General features: G+C 48.1%; 21 protein-coding genes and 1 tRNA gene. 5 read left to right on the top strand and 17 right to left on the bottom strand.

The window, feature by feature from the left end; genetic code table 11:
* Positions 1-29: 29 nt before the first annotated feature.
* The gene (nfsA, locus tag C6I21_RS12790) at positions 30-776 is read left to right on the top strand and encodes an oxygen-insensitive NADPH nitroreductase (RefSeq protein WP_105959883.1); all 747 of its coding nucleotides are present in this window, start codon (positions 30-32) and stop codon (positions 774-776) included.
* 179 nt (positions 777-955) lie between these two features.
* Here the strand turns inward: nfsA and C6I21_RS12795 are convergent, their stop codons facing one another.
* Together C6I21_RS12795 and C6I21_RS12800 are read right to left on the bottom strand one after the other, a co-directional pair.
* Positions 956-1387, bottom strand: coding sequence for a GNAT family N-acetyltransferase (locus C6I21_RS12795; RefSeq protein WP_105959884.1), 432 nt, complete (start codon positions 1385-1387; stop codon positions 956-958).
* Positions 1384-1905: a YjcG family protein gene (locus C6I21_RS12800; protein WP_105959885.1), complete on the bottom strand. Its 522-nt coding sequence runs from the start codon at positions 1903-1905 to the stop codon at positions 1384-1386. Before C6I21_RS12800 ends, C6I21_RS12795 begins: the two co-directional genes overlap by 4 nt.
* A 139-nt stretch (positions 1906-2044) precedes the next feature.
* Between C6I21_RS12800 and C6I21_RS12805 the strand changes: the two genes are divergently transcribed.
* Positions 2045-2605 (top strand): phosphatidylglycerophosphatase A family protein, encoded by a 561-nt coding sequence (locus C6I21_RS12805; protein WP_105959886.1) that lies wholly within the window; start codon positions 2045-2047, stop codon positions 2603-2605.
* A 123-nt stretch (positions 2606-2728) separates the two neighbouring features.
* On the opposite strand, the gene C6I21_RS12810 is transcribed toward C6I21_RS12805, so the two are convergent.
* Positions 2729-2804 (bottom strand) — tRNA-Val (locus tag C6I21_RS12810).
* A gap of 399 nt (positions 2805-3203) precedes the next feature.
* On the opposite strand from C6I21_RS12810, the gene C6I21_RS12815 reads away from it, so the two are divergent.
* Positions 3204-3437 carry a hypothetical protein gene (locus tag C6I21_RS12815; protein ID WP_105959887.1) on the top strand — a complete coding sequence of 78 codons (234 nt, stop codon included), beginning with the start codon at positions 3204-3206 and terminating at the stop codon, positions 3435-3437.
* 52 nt (positions 3438-3489) lie between these two features.
* On the opposite strand, the gene C6I21_RS12820 is transcribed toward C6I21_RS12815, so the two are convergent.
* The 12 genes from C6I21_RS12820 to C6I21_RS12870 all read right to left on the bottom strand — a co-directional run bounded on the left by C6I21_RS12820 (position 3490) and on the right by C6I21_RS12870 (position 13796).
* Positions 3490-3846 carry a hypothetical protein gene (locus tag C6I21_RS12820; RefSeq protein WP_105959888.1) on the bottom strand — a complete coding sequence of 119 codons (357 nt, stop codon included), beginning with the start codon at positions 3844-3846 and terminating at the stop codon, positions 3490-3492.
* The gene (locus C6I21_RS12825) at positions 3827-4846 is read right to left on the bottom strand and encodes a Gfo/Idh/MocA family protein (RefSeq protein ID WP_105959889.1); all 1020 of its coding nucleotides are present in this window, start codon (positions 4844-4846) and stop codon (positions 3827-3829) included. Before C6I21_RS12825 ends, C6I21_RS12820 begins: the two co-directional genes overlap by 20 nt.
* Positions 4847-4861: 15 nt before the next feature.
* Entirely contained in the window at positions 4862-6154 is a 1293-nt protein-coding gene (locus C6I21_RS12830) for a sensor domain-containing diguanylate cyclase (RefSeq protein WP_181186243.1), read from the bottom strand.
* Between the two features lie 338 nt (positions 6155-6492).
* A complete protein-coding gene (locus C6I21_RS12835) occupies positions 6493-7038 on the bottom strand; it encodes a GNAT family N-acetyltransferase (protein ID WP_181186244.1) in 546 nt (181 codons plus the stop codon).
* 5 nt (positions 7039-7043) lie between these two features.
* Positions 7044-8171, bottom strand: a complete 1128-nt coding sequence (locus tag C6I21_RS12840; protein WP_105959892.1) for a DEAD/DEAH box helicase — start codon at positions 8169-8171, stop codon at positions 7044-7046.
* A gap of 153 nt (positions 8172-8324) precedes the next feature.
* Positions 8325-9773 carry an aldehyde dehydrogenase gene (gene aldA / locus C6I21_RS12845; protein ID WP_105959893.1) on the bottom strand — a complete coding sequence of 483 codons (1449 nt, stop codon included), beginning with the start codon at positions 9771-9773 and terminating at the stop codon, positions 8325-8327.
* A 186-nt stretch (positions 9774-9959) separates the two neighbouring features.
* A complete protein-coding gene (locus C6I21_RS16785; protein WP_280953454.1) occupies positions 9960-10091 on the bottom strand; it encodes a hypothetical protein in 132 nt (43 codons plus the stop codon).
* 22 nt (positions 10092-10113) lie between these two features.
* A complete protein-coding gene (galE, locus tag C6I21_RS12850) occupies positions 10114-11127 on the bottom strand; it encodes a UDP-glucose 4-epimerase GalE (RefSeq protein WP_105959894.1) in 1014 nt (337 codons plus the stop codon).
* A gap of 122 nt (positions 11128-11249) precedes the next feature.
* The gene (locus C6I21_RS12855) at positions 11250-11450 is read right to left on the bottom strand and encodes a cold-shock protein (RefSeq protein ID WP_105959895.1); all 201 of its coding nucleotides are present in this window, start codon (positions 11448-11450) and stop codon (positions 11250-11252) included.
* A 161-nt stretch (positions 11451-11611) separates the two neighbouring features.
* Positions 11612-11812 carry a cold-shock protein gene (locus C6I21_RS12860; RefSeq protein WP_105959895.1) on the bottom strand — a complete coding sequence of 67 codons (201 nt, stop codon included), beginning with the start codon at positions 11810-11812 and terminating at the stop codon, positions 11612-11614.
* Between the two features lie 175 nt (positions 11813-11987).
* On the bottom strand, positions 11988-12878 hold the full coding sequence (locus C6I21_RS12865) for a DMT family transporter (RefSeq protein WP_105959896.1): 891 nt from the start codon (positions 12876-12878) through the stop codon (positions 11988-11990).
* Entirely contained in the window at positions 12879-13796 is a 918-nt protein-coding gene (locus C6I21_RS12870; protein ID WP_105959897.1) for an aldo/keto reductase, read from the bottom strand. It lies immediately after the preceding gene.
* A gap of 286 nt (positions 13797-14082) precedes the next feature.
* Here C6I21_RS12870 and C6I21_RS12875 point away from each other — a divergent pair, with 286 nt between their 5' ends.
* Both C6I21_RS12875 and C6I21_RS12880 read left to right on the top strand, forming a co-directional pair.
* Positions 14083-14388, top strand: a complete 306-nt coding sequence (locus tag C6I21_RS12875; RefSeq protein WP_105959898.1) for a hypothetical protein — start codon at positions 14083-14085, stop codon at positions 14386-14388.
* A gap of 237 nt (positions 14389-14625) precedes the next feature.
* Positions 14626-15858 (top strand): DNA polymerase IV, encoded by a 1233-nt coding sequence (locus C6I21_RS12880; RefSeq protein WP_105959899.1) that lies wholly within the window; start codon positions 14626-14628, stop codon positions 15856-15858.
* A 96-nt stretch (positions 15859-15954) separates the two neighbouring features.
* Here the strand turns inward: C6I21_RS12880 and C6I21_RS12885 are convergent, their stop codons facing one another.
* On the bottom strand, positions 15955-16608 hold the full coding sequence (locus C6I21_RS12885) for a P-loop NTPase family protein (RefSeq protein ID WP_105959900.1): 654 nt from the start codon (positions 16606-16608) through the stop codon (positions 15955-15957).
* A 199-nt stretch (positions 16609-16807) separates the two neighbouring features.
* A complete protein-coding gene (locus C6I21_RS12890) occupies positions 16808-17812 on the bottom strand; it encodes a zinc-binding dehydrogenase (protein WP_105959901.1) in 1005 nt (334 codons plus the stop codon).
* Positions 17813-17910 lie beyond the last annotated feature (98 nt).

The raw sequence follows: 17910 nt of genomic DNA on the forward strand, positions 1-17910 counted from the left end.
CAGATAAATTTAATACAGGAGGTCCTTAAATGAATGAAATAGTTGAAACCATGTTGAACCACCGATCGGTCCGCTCTTTCAAACCCGACCCTCTGCCAGCTGACCATATTGAACAGCTGGTCCTTGCTGGACAGGCGGCATCCACAAGCAGCTACCTTCAGGCATACACCATTATCGGCGTTACCGATCAAGCATTAAAACAGTCTCTTGCCCAGTTGGCAGGCAATCAGGCTTACGTGGCAGAAAACGGTCATTTCTTTCTTTTCTGCGCTGATTTTCACCGCCATGAAATTGCTGCAGATATCCACCAGACCGACATTCAGGATGCAGTGACTTCTGCAGAAAAATTAATCGTAGGTATTTCAGACGCCTCTCTCGCATCGCAGAACGTCGCTCTGGCTGCAGAGTCTATGGGATACGGCATCTGCTATATTGGTGGTATTCGAAACAATGCTGAAGAAGTCGCGGAGCTGTTGAACCTGCCGGACCACGTCCTGCCTTTGTTCGGTATGTGTGTTGGTACTCCTGCTGTAATTCCGGATAAAAAGCCGCGTCTTCCCATCGACGCTGTCTACGCAGAGAATGGATATTTTTCCCCGGAAACTCAGACCGAATCTCTTCAGCAGTACGATGATATTACATCCTCGTACTATTCTGAACGCACCGGTGGCGTAAGAGCCGATACATGGTCTTTGCAGGTGTCCGGGATGCTTTCTACACTCAAACGGGGGCACATGCTTCCGTTTATGCAGAAAAAAGGCTGGAACCGCCATTAGGATTGGAGCTGTGATTCAAGCTGTAACATCAAAGTGACAGCGGCCATATCAAAATAAAAACCGGACGATCTCTTGAATCTCTTTACAGAGTTTCATGATCGTCCGGTTTTTTAAGGTGTTGAAGCAAGGAATTCACAGCACCTGCTCTGCACCGTTTTTAATGATTGAGCGTATCATTATCACTGCAGCTTTTTTTCCATAGCTACATGTTCAATACCTGCATCCATGAAAGGTTCCTCAGAAACAATCGAGTAACCGACCGCGGTATAAAATGGGGCTGCATGGGTCTGCGCATTTAATTTCATGATTTCCGCTCCGAGCTCAGAAGCTTTCTCCTCCATAAAACGCATGAGTTTCCGACCGGCCCCGCTGCCTCTCAGCTGGGACAGAATACAGACTCGTTCTGCTTTTGCCGTATTCTCTGATAGCCGCATTCGTGCTGCTCCAATGGCCTTTCCATCGTCGTAAACAACAAAATGCACTGCTTCGTGCTCCAGGTTATCTACTTCAATCGAGGCGGGGACGCCCTGCTCACCTACGAATACTTCGCGCCTGACACGGTAGCAGTCACTCAGCTGTTCCTTCGTTTCCGCTGTGAAGATTTGTATCATGTAGCTGAATTCCTTCCCAGCAGAAATGTTTCGTAAACAGTCCAGGTTCCGTCCTCCAGTTGATACAGAAGAGAAAATCGATCTATGGTTTCTTCATGTTCAATTGTTTCCAGCTTTAATCGTCCGAATACATCAGAGAGCTCATCGTAGTTCATTTCCTGTCCGATTGTAATGTGAGGAACAAATGGATGTTCACGATCCTGCTTCAGCGGACCTTCATTCAACTTTTCCTGAAGATCCAGCAGCGCCGGCGTTTCTGCTGCTTTCATATAAATTGTATTCGTCACTGGGTAAAAACTGCTGTATTTTAAAATTTTCAGCGTGAATGGACGGGCTGCTGCAGCGGCTTTGCGTACTTCCTCAATAAATGCAGGCAGCTTTTCCTCGTCCATATCAAAAGGGTCCTTCAGCGTCAGATGCGGTGGCACCATCGAGTATTTTGTATCGTATCTTTTTCTGTAAGAGTTTGCTAGATCCTGTAGTTTTTTCGAGGGAAATACTGCAATTCCATATCTCATAGCGGACGCCTCCTTTTAGACCGTACTAAGTGATTTAATCATAATATACTTTACGCTTTTTTACAAAGGGGCGTGCCCTTATCTATCGAATTTTTCACACATTTTATGATAGACTAGCCTATAAGAGGAGTGGTAGCTTATGTCAAAAAAAGAACCAATTAAATCCCACGTAGTAGAGAAAGCAGCAAGAGACCTGCTGAAAGAGCGTGGTGTGGAGCTTGAAGAAATCGCTGATATTGTGTATCAGATGCAGTCTGATTACAATGATACGCTCACCAGGGATGACTGTCTGGAGAGTGTTGAAGCTGTTCTTGAGAAGCGGGAGATCCAGCATGCTGTTCTCGTTGGAATCGAGCTGGATAAACTGGCTGAAAATAAGCAGCTCTCTGAACCGCTGCAGTCTATTGTGGAAACGGATGAAGGACTGTTCGGAGTCGATGAAACGATTGCGATCGGTTCAGTGTTTGGCTATGGAAGCATTGCCGTTACAACATTCGGCTATCTCGACAAAGAAAAAATTGGTATCATCAAGCAGCTTGATGCAAAAAACAGCGACAAAATTCACACATTTCTTGACGATCTCGTCTGCAGCATAGCAGCAAATGCTTCGAGCAGGCTTGCTCACCGCATCAGAGACCGGGAAGAACATCTCGATCAGAAAGAAATTGATCACCGCGATAAAGAAGAGCGGATGGCATAATTATTATACAAATAGTTAGAGGCAGCCGGATGACCCGGCTGCCTCAGTGTATTACGATAAACTATATTTTTGAATAATAAAAAATATGCCTGCGGGAAGCAGACATATGAACCTTTATTTAGATGGTGTCCCGTACTGGGCTCGAACCAGTGACCTCCACCCTGTCAAGGTGGCGCTCTCCCAACTGAGCTAACGGAACGAAGAGAATAACGCAACAAATATTATATTACTATACAGCGGCAGCAGCGTCAAGCTTTTTATTCGTCATACGTATACCGGACCACATACCGCTCATTTTTTAATTTTCGTATTTCAACAGATGGACCAATTTCATATCCATTTATCCAATTATCCTCAATTTTTGCCTTCGTACAGTCCGCCTGAAACCGCGAAGTAAATATCTGCTTAAAGTATATCCACCGTGGTGCCGCCATGTATGTCACCTCTCATTTTCACTCTTTCATCAGAATAGCATCGTCCCGTCATTCATTCAAGTATTTCCTCCTGCAGAAAAAGGCGCAGAATGCCTTCCTATACATGATTACGCAGTTCATCCAGCGGGTATACGAACAGTAATTCAATTATTGGAGGGATATCTTTGACATTTGATCAGCTGCATGCCAATAACAGCACAATTGTAAAGGTGGAAGGTGTTGAATACCGTACGATTGAAAAGCCGACCGTCAGCAGTTCCGGAGATACGTACACAGCTGTTGCAGTCGACCAGGAGGACAATCAGTATTTAATTGAATGGGCGGTAGTCGACCCTGAAGCGATCGATGAGGTGGACGCCTGCGACTGGGATGAACCTATTTTTGTGCAGAAAAAATAATGTATCTTTAAAAACCGGCGTTCCGTTAAGGAATGCCGGTTTTACTGTGCTGTTATTGATTTTTCCACTTTGCGGCAAGTTCTTCATGTTTTTTACGGTTAAAATACCAGCGCTCTTCTCCTTTAATCAATCGTTTTTCCACAAGGCCTGACTGAGCTGCTTCCTCAAGCCTCTGCTCCGCTTCAGCAGCTGTCATTTTCTTTCCGGGACTCTTTACCGCCAGTTCATCCGGCGTGATACCCCTGCCCGCAGGCATCTGTTGAATGATCCCAAGCACCAGAGCACGCTGCTTTCTCTGCTTCTCTTTTTTATGTTCGCCGGTAAAAATGTTTTTGACCGGCTCTTTTACCACTGCGCCCAGGGCCATCCCCATAAGAAGGATAAACAGATCACTGAGGATACTCGACATACACTTTCTTTTCCTCTCTCATACTCTGATAAGCTGACTGTACTATGCAGACGATCTCCACAGCAGCCTGTCCATCGAGACCCTCCATAGAATGCTCCGCTCCTGTCAGGTTTTCAATAAAAAGATTAAGTGGAACATAATACGGTTCGGGCTCCCAGTGAATTTTTCTCAAACTGCCATCTTTCCCGGCATCCCGGTAATAAATTTCCGGCTGTTCTTCTCCATAAATGAGCAGCGTGCCTTTCGTTCCAGTAATTTCAAACAAGTTGTCGGAAGCTGAAGCTGCTGTACTCGTATGTGCCGTCCCGGAAGCGGTGCTGTTTTCAAAATCTACCAGGATAGTGGCGCTGTCTTCTACTTCTTTTCCTGTCCGGTAAGATCCCTGCGCCTGAACGGAAGTAATTCTTCCACCAAACAACTGAAGCATACTCACTCCATGAATACCGAGATCTATCAACGCCCCACCTCCACTTATGGAAGGGTCATACCAGCTCGGAGGGAGAACGTCCGTCCAGGCAAGTCCATGAGAACGCCTGAAGTGGATGGAAACAAGCTCCCCCAGGTTTCCGCTCCGGTACTGCTGAAGTGCATAGCGGTAAACCGGAAGCGTTACAGATTCATGGGATACAGCCAGATTCACTCCAGCGTTTTCTGCTGCTTTTCTGCAGGCTTCTGCATCTTCCCCATTCAGCGCGATGACTTTATCGGTAAAGATATGCAGACCGGCTCCGGCCGCTGACTCTATAAGATTACGATGCTGGCTCGTTTCTGCCTCGATCATAACCGCATCTGCCTCCGACTGCTTCAGCGCTTCAAGAACGGTAGTATAATACGGTACCTGCAGTTGTTCTGCCATCTCTCTTCCGCGTCGGGAATCCGAATCCCACACCCCTGCCCATTCAAAACGTCCAGCTGATAAACGTTCCGCTTTATCCACAAATCCTTTCGTATGCACGTGCCACGTTCCAAGAATTAAAATCCGTACCGGTGCAGCTGTCATTGAGGAAGCCCCCTTTTATCGATGATGCTGTAAGTTTTGGATATTTCCTTCATTATAAAGTGCAAATGCGCCTTTTCCGTTATGTTTGACAGAATACATCGCTTCATCCGCACGGGAAAGAAGTTCTTCGAGTTCCGTTCCATCCTGTGGTGCAAGACTCGCACCGATACTCGTCCGGATCGGAAGTTCCAGACCCCGCGTCTTCAGCGGCTGATCAATTAATGTTTTCTGCAGCTGGGAGATAAAGCGCTTCACTTCCTCCGTACTGGTATAGAAATAATAAAGGTTGAATTCGTCACCGCCTACTCTGGCCGCTCCCCCAAGTCCTGTAGTTTCTTTCTCAAGTATGGAAGCCAGGTGGGCAAGGTACTCATCTCCGGTCTGATGACCGTACGTATCATTGATCTTCTTAAAGCCATCAAGATCGACATTAATCACCGCCACTTTCTGCTTTTCCTTCAGATGCTTCCGGACAGTTTCAGAAAAGGCCCGCCGGTTGGGAAGCTGTGTCAGCGTATCATGATACGCTAGATAACGGATCGTTTCTTCCGCTTTTTTTGTCTCTGTAACATCTCTCAGGATCATCATCAAGACCGGTTCATAATCGACCGTAATGAAATCACTGTCGATCAATACCTTTCTTGGCACGCTTCCCGCTGTGATAACTTCTGATTCAAGCGCAGTAAGGGGCGTCTCCCCGTGCATGGCCGGAGCAAAAGTCTCCTCCCATTCCGTCCGGGATTCCGGAGTAAGCCAGGTTGTGAAATCAAATCCTTTCAACTTCTTTTCTTCCAGGAGATAGTGGGCGGCCGGATTAGCATCCTGGATGATACCGTAATTGTTTAACAGCAGAATGGCTGTCGGATTCCGTTCATACAGCGTCTTAAATTTCCTTGAACCCGCCTCTAAAAAATCAAATCGTGTCACAGCAAAAAACATCGCCCAGGCGCCGAAAATACCGGCGAAAATATATGGATACGGCGGTACAGCCCCCCGAATATCCAAATATCCGAACACGGTGTTCCAGGCAGCGCTGAAGAGGACAAATACAAACAGAATGAAATAGACCCGCTGCTCCATCGGACGCCGGGACCGCTTCCACTGTATGCCTACCAGCACTGTCATAATAATTGTTGTAAACACTGCTGCACTGAGGGTTGTTAAATAAGCAGTATTAAATACAGGATAAATCCATGCCCCTTCCTGTTCGAACATACTGCTGTTCAACACGTTGGTACCAGTGATAAACGTAAACAGCACAGGCAGGAGCGGAAGGTAAAAAATCCACGGATAAATCCACCTTGACATCTGCCGGTGTAACCCCGAAAACAGAAAAAAGAAGTGAAAAAACAGGCTGGGTATCAGCACACCGGCATTACCAAAAACATAGGTGATGATAATTGGACTCAAGTCCACCGGCAGCTGATGCCGTACATATTCAGCCATAAACAATACAGTATAGCAGAATAAATACGCAGCAAGAAGCTGGTGCGTCCGCTTCCTAGGGTTTCTCCACAGAAGAATGAGACTCATATGGAGCAGCAGAAAAGCAGGCACTAAATAGACGAATACGTATAATAGGACCTCCTCCATGCTGAACCCCTGCTTTCTCTGTGACAGCTTTGATTCCTTACTTCATAAATTCGTTACATATACGTTTTTTCCTGCTTCGGCTGTACTATTATTTTGTCCCAGCCATACGCTTCCTCTTTCAGCGTCGTTCCTTTTATGGTGGTTTCATCTTCCATCAGCGGCCCCTGGGCGTGCTTTTGAAAGTAGGACGCGGAAGAAAAAGAGGAGGGCACCCATAGAGCAGCCCGCTTGTGGCCGATTTCCTGCAGATGTCCCATAATTTCTTCCAGCAGTTTCGTTCCTGCGCCGCGCTCCTGATAATCCGGGTGGATAAACAGTGCATACACTTCTCCTGTATAGCGGATTCGAAGTTTAGCGTCCCTCATCGTTCCGCCCAGGCCAAAGCCGACTACCTTGCCATCTTGTTCTGCAGTGTACATTTTCGTTCCACCGCTCGTCGCACCGGCGAAATTCTTCTCCCACTTCCTTAACCGGTCCTCTACGGTCCAGGAAGCCATTGTGTCCGCAGAGAATAAATGACGTGCTTCCTTTCGCCACGCTTTCACGTGAATATCAGCCACCGCCGGGAGGTCTTCTCTCACCGTTTCCCGGATATGCATGCTGCTCACCTCCATGTCAGCTTCCCGCTCTTTAATTCTCCTTTTTTCAGCGAAATACCGAGAATGTCTGTCAACTGCTGCAGGCGCTCAAATTCGCCTTTCGTTACAAGCGAAACAACAATTCCTCTTCTTCCGGCACGGGCTGTTCTGCCGGCCCGATGAACATACTGATGTACATCATTTGCCAGATCATACTGGATAATATGTGTCAGTGCCGGGATGTCGAGCCCCCTTGAAGCAACATCTGTAGCTGTCAGAATATCCGCTTTTCGTGATTTCAGCGCCTGTACCGCCTGCTCCCGGCTCTGCTTATTGTTGTCTCCTTCAAGTGAAACGACCTTCCGGTTATGATGTTCGAGTCTTTCCGACTGCATCCGCAGCTGGCTGCGGTCATTGCAGAAAATCATACCGTAAAAATCATCGAGTGCAGTCAGTTTCTGCAGGTACTCCGTTTTCTGCCGGCGGTCGCCGAGTAGATAGATATGATCCATCTGCTGCAGCAGTTCTTTATCTGCTTTAATCCGGATTTCTTTCATATCCCCAAACAGCTGAGCTGTTTCTTTACGGATGCGGGGCGGAATCGTGGCTGAAAAAGCTGCTTTGACTGCTTCGTTCGGGCAGGCTTTTACCATGTTCTCCACGGAGCTCTTATGCTCTTTCGCCATGAGCTGATCCGCCTCATCGAGAATCAGCATTTTTACTTGATGAAGCTTCAGTTTTTTCATCTGAGAGAGTTCATGAAGTCTTCCCGGTGTCCCTACGATCAACTGCGGCTTTTTTTTCAGTTTCTCGACCTGGCGCTTTACATTCGCGCCGCCGATCAGCATCAGCGCTTCAAGACCGGTTCCTTCTGTCCAATACTGCATTTCCTCATATATTTGTGAGGCAAGCTCCCTTGAGGAAACCATTACAACGATCTGCGCCTGTTTTACAGAAGCATCTGCAGCTTCTACTGCTGGAAGTAGAAACGCGAGCGTTTTTCCAGAGCCTGTCGGCGCTTCTGCCGTTACGTTATTTCCTTCTCTCAAGAGCGGAATGACGTGTTCCTGCACTTCAGTAAGTCCCGGGTAAGCCCGGGCTCTCCATTTCTCCTGTACGATGTCCGGAATGAAATCCGGAAGTGTATTTGACATGTATATTCTCCTTTAAAAAACCTGATTCACTGCGTTTCCTGCTTGAAAGGGCAGCGCTTCTCTCATTGTACACGAGCCGGAGACAATTGAGAAACACCCAATGCCAAAAGCAAAAAATCCGCTCTCCGAAAGAGAGCGGATTTCCGTATACGGTTACTGCTGGTCCTGCTTATACTGCATGTACACAACCTGTGTACTGAGAAATTCTCCAAAACCGTGTTTTCCGTCTGCGCCGCCGATACCAGACTGTCTGAAGCCAGCGTGATAGCCCTGTACGGCCTCGAAATTTTCGCGGTTCACAAACGTTTCACCAAAGCGAAGCCCATTGGACAGCTTCATTGCTTCATGATAATTTTCTGTGAAAATGGATGAAGAAAGGCCATAATCAGAATCATTTGCCATGTCAATCACTTCGTCCAGATTCTTATACGTGACGATAGGAAGAACCGGGCCGAAAATTTCTTCCTGGATAATTTCCATCGTCTGCGTTGCGCCTCCGATTACCGTCGGCTCGTAGAAATAGCCGGTCTGATCTGACTTTCTGCCTCCGGTAAGCACTTTCGCTCCTTCTTTTACTGCATTCTGCACCATTTCATCCACTTCATCTATCCGGTCCTCACTTACAAGAGGACCCATGTCCAGAGAATCATCCTTCAGCGGATCGCCGAAGCTTACATTCTTCATGGCTTCTGTAATTTTCTCCGTGAATGCCTCCGCTACATCTTCGTGCACGTATACCCGTTCGGCATTCGTACACGCCTGCCCGGCATTAATAATCCGGCTCTTCGTAATATTTTCCACTGCCGTATCAAGATCGGCATGTTTCGTTACAATTGCAGGAGCTTTTCCTCCCAGTTCCAGATTTACTTTCGTAATATTCTGGGCTGCAGCTTCCATAACTTTAATTCCTGCCGGCACACTTCCGGTCATCGTCACCATCGCTACTTTTTTATGCGATGCCAGAGCGTTTCCAAGCGTAGACCCTTTTCCGGTGATGAAGTTATATACCCCTTCCGGAAGGATATCCATGTCATGCACCATTTCCGTAAAGAAGGCTGCAGTATTCGGTGTCTGCTGGGATGGCTTCAGTACAATCGTACATCCGGCAACGAGGGAAGTAGCTACTTTCCTTGCCAGAATAAATACAGGGAAGTTCCAGGGTACAATACCGCCGATGACACCGATTGGTCTGCGGTGAATAAAAATGTTCTCATTCGGACGGTCACTCGGCATGATCTCGCCTTCTATCCGGCGAGCCCACTCGGACATGTATTGGAAGTAGTCAATCGCCAGATCGACTTCCCCTTCAGCCATTTCTCTGCTCTTACCTTGTTCTTCAATGAGCAGACGGACGAATGTTTCCCGGTTTTCACCCATCTTCAGACCGATTTGGCGGACAATTCTGCCCCGTTCAATCGCTGGACGTGCTCCCCACGACTGCTGTGCTTTGGATGCTGCTTCCACAGCTTTATTGACATCATCTTCATTTCCGCTTGTAATTCTGGAAATAACTTCTTCCGTAGCGGGGTTGACGATATCGATCCACTCTTCTGAACCAGAGGTGACGTATTGTCCGTTTATATACATTTCGTGCGTTTTCATTGTAATTCCTCCTCATTGTGGCAATATCTGCACTATTCCTTTATCCCTTGCTTCATAAACAGGACAATGAGGCAGTTTTAAATAATCCCTACTTTTTACTCACTTTTCATATGTAGTTTACATTTTGTTATAATATGTACATTTTCTCGATTACCTACAAAAAAAAACCGGCCGCAGCCGGTTTTATCAATGGACAAGTCTGTCTTCTTTTTCTTCATTATCTTCTTCTTTTTCAGGATAGGCAGGTCCGCCTTCACTGATCATGTTCTGGACAGCAGCTTCTTCCTCTTCCAGCATTGTCACTACTTTTTTCTTCACTGGAAGCCACCTCCTTTATATCCTATTCCCCCTTTTGCGTGTTCTTATGCATCTCCTCTTTCCATTTCCATGCATGCAGGCACATTTCTTCAAGCGTACAGGATGCTTTCCAGCCGAGCTCTCTTTCCGCCCGGGAGGCATCTGCCCAATTTTCTGCCGGGTCCCCCGGACGCCGCGCTTTTGCTTCCCACGCTATATGTTTTCCGCTTACCCGCTCGACCATATTTATTAATTCAAGGACCGTGGTTCCCCTGCCTGTTCCAAGATTATACACATGAAACCCATGTTTCTGTGACGCTGCAGCAGCAATATGCCCATCGGCCAGATCCATGACATGAATGTAATCCCTAATACCTGTACCATCTTTTGTGTCGTAGTCTGTTCCATAAACATCAACAGCATCCCGTTCACCGGCAGCCGCCTCCAATAGTATCGGCATAAGATTGGCTGGTGTACCTGCGGGATTTTCGCCGACGGCGATAGAAGGATGAGCTCCTACAGGATTGAAGTAGCGAAGCGCTGTAATCTGCCACGCTGGGTCTGCCTGCGCTATATCTTCAAGCATCTGTTCGATCATTGCTTTGGAATGTCCATACGGATTTATCGGATTTTTGGGCGTGCTTTCTGATACAGGCATCGATTCGCAGTTCCCATAAACAGCGGCTGACGAACTAAAGATCAGTTTTTTTACTTGATAGTCTTCCATTATTTCAAGCAGACATAGTGTCATCTGCAGATTTTCACGGTAGTACAACAGCGGTTTTTCGACAGATTCTCCTGCCGCTTTCAATCCCGCAAAATGAATCACTGCTTCTACGTTATATTTCTGGAACACCCGCTCCAGATCTTCTTTCGTTTTTACATCTCCATCCTCTACCTCAGGTGCTCTTCCTGCCGCAGCTGTGATACGGTTTATCTGTTCCGCGCTGCTTCTTGTGAAATTATCCATTACAATGACATCATTCTCTTTTTCCAGAAGTCTTACAGCGGTATGACTTCCGAGATAACCAGCTCCACCGGTAATTAAAATGGCCATTAAATTCCCTCGTTTCTGCACGTATCTGTCTACTGTATGTATACAGATTGTAAGTGAATTCCTCTTTAAAAAGCAAAAAAAGCTGCTTCCGCCCGATGCGGAAGCAGCTTTCATTGGTATAATTACTGCTTTTGAACGTTAGCAGCTTGTGGTCCGCGCTGACCCTGCTCGATTTCAAAAGATACTGTCTGGCCTTCTTCAAGGGACTTGAAGCCTTCTTCCTGAATAGCGGAGAAGTGAACGAATACGTCGTCCTGTCCTTCAACCTCGATGAAACCGAAACCTTTTTCTGCGTTGAACCATTTTACTGTACCTTGTGTCATACTAAATTCCTCCTGTTGGGTTTTACCCAGAATATATTACTTAATGAGCTGTTCTTTCCGATCGTACAGGAGGAAACATTTCCACCTTGCTGACGAGAAAATAGAACCTCAATAAGCAGTGAGATTTTTAAAAGCTGTCCAGTTCTGCAGGACAGAAACAATTACTGCTTCTGTACGTTAGCAGCCTGTGGCCCGCGCTGTCCCTGCTCGATTTCGAAAGAAACTGTCTGGCCTTCTTCAAGTGACTTGAAGCCTTCTTCCTGAATAGCGGAGAAGTGAACGAATACGTCGTCCTGACCTTCAACTTCGATGAAACCGAAACCTTTTTCTGCGTTGAACCACTTAACTGTACCTTGAGTCATGCTTAAATCCTCCTGCGCGGTTGTTTGAACCGCATGTTTATTACTTAATTGAGACGTTCTGTTAGTCGTGCAAGTGGAACTTGATTAAGTTCACCATCTTACCCTTACCTATCCGAACCTCAATAAGCTAGTTCCTAGTATAGTACAGCGAGCAGGAAAAAGAAACCCTTTTCGCTTAATTTGCCGTCTCTTTTTTCTTCCAGGTAGTCATAATCACACCGGAAATAACGATGAAAGCACCGATGATCTGCGGCAGCACAATCGTTTCACCAAGAAGCAGCCAGGCACCAGCAATCGTCGCTGGAGGGAGAAGATTTAAAAATACAGACGCTCTTCCGGCCCCGAGAATCCCGACCGCCCGGTTGAATAAAAGGAGTGCAACGACGGATGGAAAAATCCCCAGGTATAAGAGGCCGCCCCAGGACGCGCCCCAGTCTGCATCCGGCACGCCGCCGATCAGCCATTCGCCGGCAGCGAACGGGAAGAGAACGATGACGGAGAGAACATTCATAATGAAGAGTGCTGCAAACGCAGGAAACAAATACATGTACCTGCGGACGAGCAGCGAGTACACAGACCAGCAGACAATGGCGCCGATCATAATCAGATCTCCAGGATTCCAGTCCATCGCGAGAAGCCTCTCAACACTGCCTTCTGTTATGACATAAAGCGCCCCGGCTAAGGAAACTACTACACCGGCCCACTGACGGGGCTTCAGTGTTTCCTTAAGAATCAGCGCCGCTGCCGTAATCGTTACTGCTGGAATGACGGTTTCCAGGACAGATACATTCGCTGCGGACGTGTACTGCAGCGAACCGTAAATAAACGTATTAAAAAACGTTACTCCACTCAGTGTCATCCAGAAAAACGGCCATTTATAAGTGAGAAACAGCCTCCTCTCTCTCCATGCACGCCCTGCACCTAGCGGAATTAATAAAAGTGCTGCCAGAGAAAGCCGTATCCAGGCAATCGTAAAAGGGGGGAGATCATTTAATGCTTTCCCGGTGATAATATTTCCTGCATAAAACAAAACCACCAGAACCATAAAAATGGAGCCGCGTATCATTTACGGAAGGTCATTCCCTGCTGCCCGGTAAAGTTCATACCATTCTTCACGGGTCATTTTCACATTTGAAGCTTCCGCTGCTCCGGCGATGCGTTCTGTATTCATACTCCCGATCACGGGCTGCACACTCAGTGGGAGTCTTAAGATCCAGGCGAGTGCTGCAGCCGTATTGGTGACACCTTTCTTCTCCGCAAAAGAATCCAGCGCTTTATTCACTTCCGGAAACTGGTCATTATTGAGAAACGGTCCCTCGATCATGCCGTGCTGCAGCGGTGACCATGCCTGAAGTGTCATGCCGCGTTTACGCGTATATTCCAGCAGCCCGCCGTCGCGGTTGACAGCTGCATCATTACGCATATTCACATTGAAACCTGCATCGATCATCGGTGTGTGCATCAGACTTAGCTGAAGTTGATTAACGTGCAGTTTTTCATCAAACGCGTCTTCCAGAAGCTCCACCTGCCCCGGATGCTGATTGCTGACACCGAAGTGTGTTACTTTCCCTTCCCGGCGCAGTTGATGGAATGCTTCTGCTGTTTCTTCCGGCTCCATCAGTGCGTCCGGCCGGTGAAGCAGCAGTATATCCATGTAATCAGTGCCCAGACGCTTCAGGGATTCTTCTACGGAGCGCACGATATGCTCTTTTGAGAAGTCGAAGAAGCCTCCCCTGATTCCGCACTTTGATTGAATAATCATGTGCTGACGGTCCGGTCCGTTCAGATCGACTGCCTTTCCGAAAATTTCCTCTGATTCTCCTTTACCGTAGATATCTGCATGATCAAACAGTGTGATACCCGCTTCCATGGAGGTGCGGATCACTTTCTCTGCTTCGGCGGCGTTCAGCTGGTTCATCCTCATACAGCCAAGCGCAATTTCTCCTGTATGTACTCCTGAAGTTCCTATTTCTATCTGCTTCATTTTATTATTCACCCTTCCTTCTCTCTTAATCGAAAACACCTTTAGTTTAGCACATCTGCGCCAATTTATTTGCCTTAAATCGCTCTAATGGATCTCAATTATAAAAAATTACATTTAATGTATTTTTTATAGTTTTTAATTCGAATAATCCGGTGAAATTCTGAGGATGATGACAGATTTACCAAATAGATGGTTCCTATTATAGTTGGGGGAAGAAAAAGCGCTTTCGTTTTTTCTTTGAGATGTCGTTTTCACGTGATTATTTAACCCCCGGGAGGGATATCGTATGATTCGTATGAATCCAAAAACACAGCGTCGTATTACTGCTTCAGGAGGCAGTGTCATTGTCGATCCTTTTGTCTTTCCAGGTTTGATCCGCAGCCGCCGGATTCTGGTCGACCACGAAGTTTATTTTGCCGAGCCGGTGGACCCGTCCTCCTATCAGGTGTTTGAGCACGAAGGTGTCACCGTTTATGTGCATACGTCTCTGCGTGTAAAAAAGGAACTGCGCCTTTCATTCAGCGGCCAGCGTCCTTTTGAACAGCTTGAGGTACGCGGTGTCCGCCGTCTGATGGCTGAAAACGTCTGGTAACGGAAGCCGCCTGCTGCTGGATTTGGAAATACTGCCTGGCTTTACAGGATCGTGCCTTTCCTCCCGGCCGGCAGCAGCGCGCTTCTGTCAGCTTATACGTGCTAAAATCCATGATCATGCATCATGGATTTTTTTCGTGTGCGCTTTTCCTTTCAGACTTATAACAAGAACATTTGTTCTTGAAACGAAAGGCATTCCTACTTATAATGAAAGAAAACGGCAAGAGGAGGGAATCCTGTGGAGCATCCGATTATGCTGATCGATATGCAGTCTTTTTTTGCCTCTGTCGAACGGCTTTACCACGAAATTCCTTCCCACCGTGCGCTGATCGTCTCCGGAGCGCCGGACCGGCCGTCAGGTGTCGTGCTCGCTGTCTGTCCGAGAGCAAAGTCCCGCGGAATTCAAAACGGTATGAGACTTCATGAAGCCGTGGAACGCTGTCCGGAAGCTGCCATTGTCCCGCCGCGGATGCAGCGTTACCTGGAAACATCCCTCCATATAACGTCCATACTCGAGAAATGGACGAATCTCGTCGAACCTTACAGCATCGACGAACAGTTTGTGGACCTTCGTGCCTCGATATTCCCTTCGCTTCAGGAGAACCCGTCTGCTTCCGCCCGGGGAATTCAGCAGAACATCTTTGAAGAAACCGGACTCCATGCGCGCGTTGGTATAGCTGCCTCTAAAACAGCGGCAAAAACAGCGTGTGACCTTTTCGCCAAACAAGCACCCGGCGGTATTTTTCTTCTGAGCGAAGAAAAAATAAAACAGGAAGTATGGCCGCTTCCTGTAGATAAACTGTTCCGGGCCGGCAAAAAAATGACGGTCCACCTGCGGAACCGCGGCCTGCAGACCATCGGCGAATTTGCCTCTCTTTCACACCTGGAAGTACGGCGGCGCTGGGGAATTCACGGTCAGGTACTTTGGATGAATGCCCACGGCGTTGATTATTCACCGGTACAGAAACATTCGGCGCATGGAAAACGCTCGATCGGCAGCGGGATGACACTGCCCCGGCTGTATTCCCACCCAAGAGAACTCCGCACCGTCCTTCTCGAATTGACCGAAGAAGTCGGCTTCCGCAGCAGACGCAGGGGGCTGCGCGGTTCCACCGTGACGCTCGGCCTGCAGGGACCTTCCTGCGGATTTCACCGCCAGCGGAAATTGAGTGCCCCGACAGCAAATACTTCTCTTCTTTTTGAAGAAGTGCTTGAGCTTTTAGATGAATTCTGGGACCTTTCTCCTGTGCAGCGTGTTCACATATCACTCAGCAGCCTGGAGACGGACCTTGATTTTGCTCTGCACTTATTTGAACCGCCCGAAAAGCAGCTGCAGCGGCGTGAACTGGATTTTGTTCTTGATGCCCTGCGGGAGCAGTACGGAAAAACGGCTCTTCTCCGGGGCTCCTCCGCCGGTGCCGGAAGCCAGGCGCTTGACCGGGCGAAAAAACTCGGCGGCCACCTGCGGTAAGATAAAACAAAAGCAGCTCTCTCTGTAAAAAGGCTGTGCCGTACGCTGTTCATGCAAAAGAGCTGCTCCCTGAAGAGGAACAGCTCTGATAAGCAGTTAAGCCCGGAGAAGAACACGGGATAACAGGGAAGGCTTCTTTTTGTATACAGCAAAGAAGGGGCGGATACGTCCATCTTTCAACTGACGTGCGATGTGACGGTACCGCTGTCCATTTTCCTCTCCTGCAAATAAAGAGATGTCTTTCTCTTCAAATGGAAAGGAAGAATCGTAAAGCACGGATCCGAGAAAACAGCCGGGGTAGGCCGCCTCAAGAAAAAGCTCTTTTTCCCCATCTTCCTCCGAATCCAGTTTATTCAATAGAAGATACGGCTTTTTAAAAGATTCCCATGTTCCGTACTGACGGTCTGCCTCGGTAAGCGACGGATCGTCGGGTGCAGTAACAATTACTACATCGTCGAGTACTCCAGACCAGCCGCTTTCAAGTACCGGGTCCATATCAATGATGACAAATGACGCTTTCCGGCGCTCCGCCCAGCTCCGCACATAATGTGCGTCTCCGCAGGCGCCGAACAATGTAAGCAGAGGATGCTTCTGATCCCACTCCTGTATGGATACATCCACCGGAACAGGCGTTTCCCGGACAAGAAGCGTCCGATAGCCTGCGGAAGCAAGCGCAGAGGCAATATTCCGGGAGGCGGTGGAACCACCGGCACCTGAATGAGCAGAAGAAATACCTATCATTTGAATCATGATGAACTCCTTTCTAAGCTGAAGCCGCCAAACCGCGAACCATCGATCTACCTGGTGACGAGGGTGACTGTTTTTCGTTTCGTAAACCGGTAACCTCCATGTACCCGTTATAAAGAAAGACAAACAAAAAATCTGGAAATTTTCCCGAACGAAGGAGGCACACCTGCTGAAACTTCAGGTGTGCCTCGGATTCTTCTTTTTAGGACGGTTCTTCGGACGCCCGGAGAACAACTTTCCCGAACTGATTTCCCTGATCCAGGTAGGAGAGTGCTTCTTCTGCCCGCTGAAGCGGAAAAACACTGCTTACTACTGGATGTATATTGTTTTTGCTGATAAAGGAAAGCATCTGACGGAACTCTTCATGGCTTCCCATCGTAGAACCGAGGAGATTATACTGGCCATAAAAGAATTCCCGGAGATTAAATGTCACTTCATCACCGGCAGACGCTCCGAACAGGACAAGCGTCCCGCCTTTTTTCACCTGATCCAGCGTCTTCTGAAACGTAGCTGCACCGACTGTATCTACAGCGGCATCGACTTTTTCACCATTCAGCTGTTCATTCCAGTCACCATCGCTGTCCAGTGCTGCATCAGCACCCAGTTCCAGCGCTTTGTTCCGCTTCTCCTCAGACCTTGACGTAACGATAACACGGCAGCCGGTTTTTTTAGCGAACAGCAGCATCATCGTCACAGCACCACTGCCTGCGCCCGGCAGCAGAATTGTCTGACCCGGCTGAATCCGTGCTCTTGTCATCAGTGCCCGGTACCCGGTAAGAGCGGAAAGTGACAGGACTCCGGCTTCTTCCCAGGAAAGATGGGGCGGCTTCGGCTCGACGCAGGATGCCGGAACATTGACATATTCAGCGAACGTGCCGTTCCTTGGAAAACCGAGTATTTCAAATCCCTCCGGCGGAGCGGCACTCTCTTCCGGCCAGCCGAGACCCGGGTTGACGATCACTTCCATACCCGGTTCCAGTCCTTCCACGCTGCTCCCGCATGCAGACAGAATCCCTGCACAGTCCGACCCGGGCACGAGCGGCGGATCCTCCGGAGAGTGGCGGTGCAGAACGAAAAGATCCCGGTGGTTCAATCCGGCTGTCACTACTTTAATCTGTACTTCATCCGGTTTTGGCGGCTGAATGTTCATATCATCCATTCGTGTCCCGTCCAAGCCGGCTTTTCCTTCATGAATAAATGCTCTCAAATCCGAACGACCTCCTTCAGCTTCCTTCGTTTCCTAAGTGTTCCTCATCTATTATACTATGAGATAGGCTGCGGACCAAAACCATTTCCACTGACTGG

The sequence above is a fragment of the Alkalicoccus urumqiensis genome, assembly GCF_002993335.1.
Classification (GTDB): domain Bacteria; phylum Bacillota; class Bacilli; order Bacillales; family Salisediminibacteriaceae; genus Alkalicoccus; species Alkalicoccus urumqiensis.

Coding starts and splice junctions, on each gene's coding strand:
- C6I21_RS12795 (WP_105959884.1), bottom strand. CDS start 1,387: ATGATACAAATCTTCACAGCGGAAACGAAGGAACAGCTGAGTGACTGC.
- C6I21_RS12800 (WP_105959885.1), bottom strand. CDS start 1,905: ATGAGATATGGAATTGCAGTATTTCCCTCGAAAAAACTACAGGATCTA.
- C6I21_RS12820 (WP_105959888.1), bottom strand. CDS start 3,846: ATGTCGAGTATCCTCAGTGATCTGTTTATCCTTCTTATGGGGATGGCC.
- C6I21_RS12860 (WP_105959895.1), bottom strand. CDS start 11,812: ATGACTCAAGGTACAGTTAAGTGGTTCAACGCAGAAAAAGGTTTCGGT.
- nfsA (WP_105959883.1), top strand. CDS start 30: ATGAATGAAATAGTTGAAACCATGTTGAACCACCGATCGGTCCGCTCT.
- C6I21_RS12885 (WP_105959900.1), bottom strand. CDS start 16,608: ATGATTCAAATGATAGGTATTTCTTCTGCTCATTCAGGTGCCGGTGGT.
- C6I21_RS12830 (WP_181186243.1), bottom strand. CDS start 6,154: ATGTCAAGGTGGATTTATCCGTGGATTTTTTACCTTCCGCTCCTGCCT.
- C6I21_RS12805 (WP_105959886.1), top strand. CDS start 2,045: ATGTCAAAAAAAGAACCAATTAAATCCCACGTAGTAGAGAAAGCAGCA.
- C6I21_RS12855 (WP_105959895.1), bottom strand. CDS start 11,450: ATGACACAAGGTACAGTAAAATGGTTCAACGCAGAAAAAGGTTTCGGT.
- galE (WP_105959894.1), bottom strand. CDS start 11,127: ATGGCCATTTTAATTACCGGTGGAGCTGGTTATCTCGGAAGTCATACC.
- C6I21_RS12875 (WP_105959898.1), top strand. CDS start 14,083: ATGATTCGTATGAATCCAAAAACACAGCGTCGTATTACTGCTTCAGGA.
- C6I21_RS12825 (WP_105959889.1), bottom strand. CDS start 4,846: ATGACAGCTGCACCGGTACGGATTTTAATTCTTGGAACGTGGCACGTG.
- C6I21_RS12870 (WP_105959897.1), bottom strand. CDS start 13,796: ATGAAGCAGATAGAAATAGGAACTTCAGGAGTACATACAGGAGAAATT.
- C6I21_RS12835 (WP_181186244.1), bottom strand. CDS start 7,038: ATGCATATCCGGGAAACGGTGAGAGAAGACCTCCCGGCGGTGGCTGAT.
- aldA (WP_105959893.1), bottom strand. CDS start 9,773: ATGAAAACGCACGAAATGTATATAAACGGACAATACGTCACCTCTGGT.
- C6I21_RS12840 (WP_105959892.1), bottom strand. CDS start 8,171: ATGTCAAATACACTTCCGGATTTCATTCCGGACATCGTACAGGAGAAA.
- C6I21_RS12865 (WP_105959896.1), bottom strand. CDS start 12,878: ATGATACGCGGCTCCATTTTTATGGTTCTGGTGGTTTTGTTTTATGCA.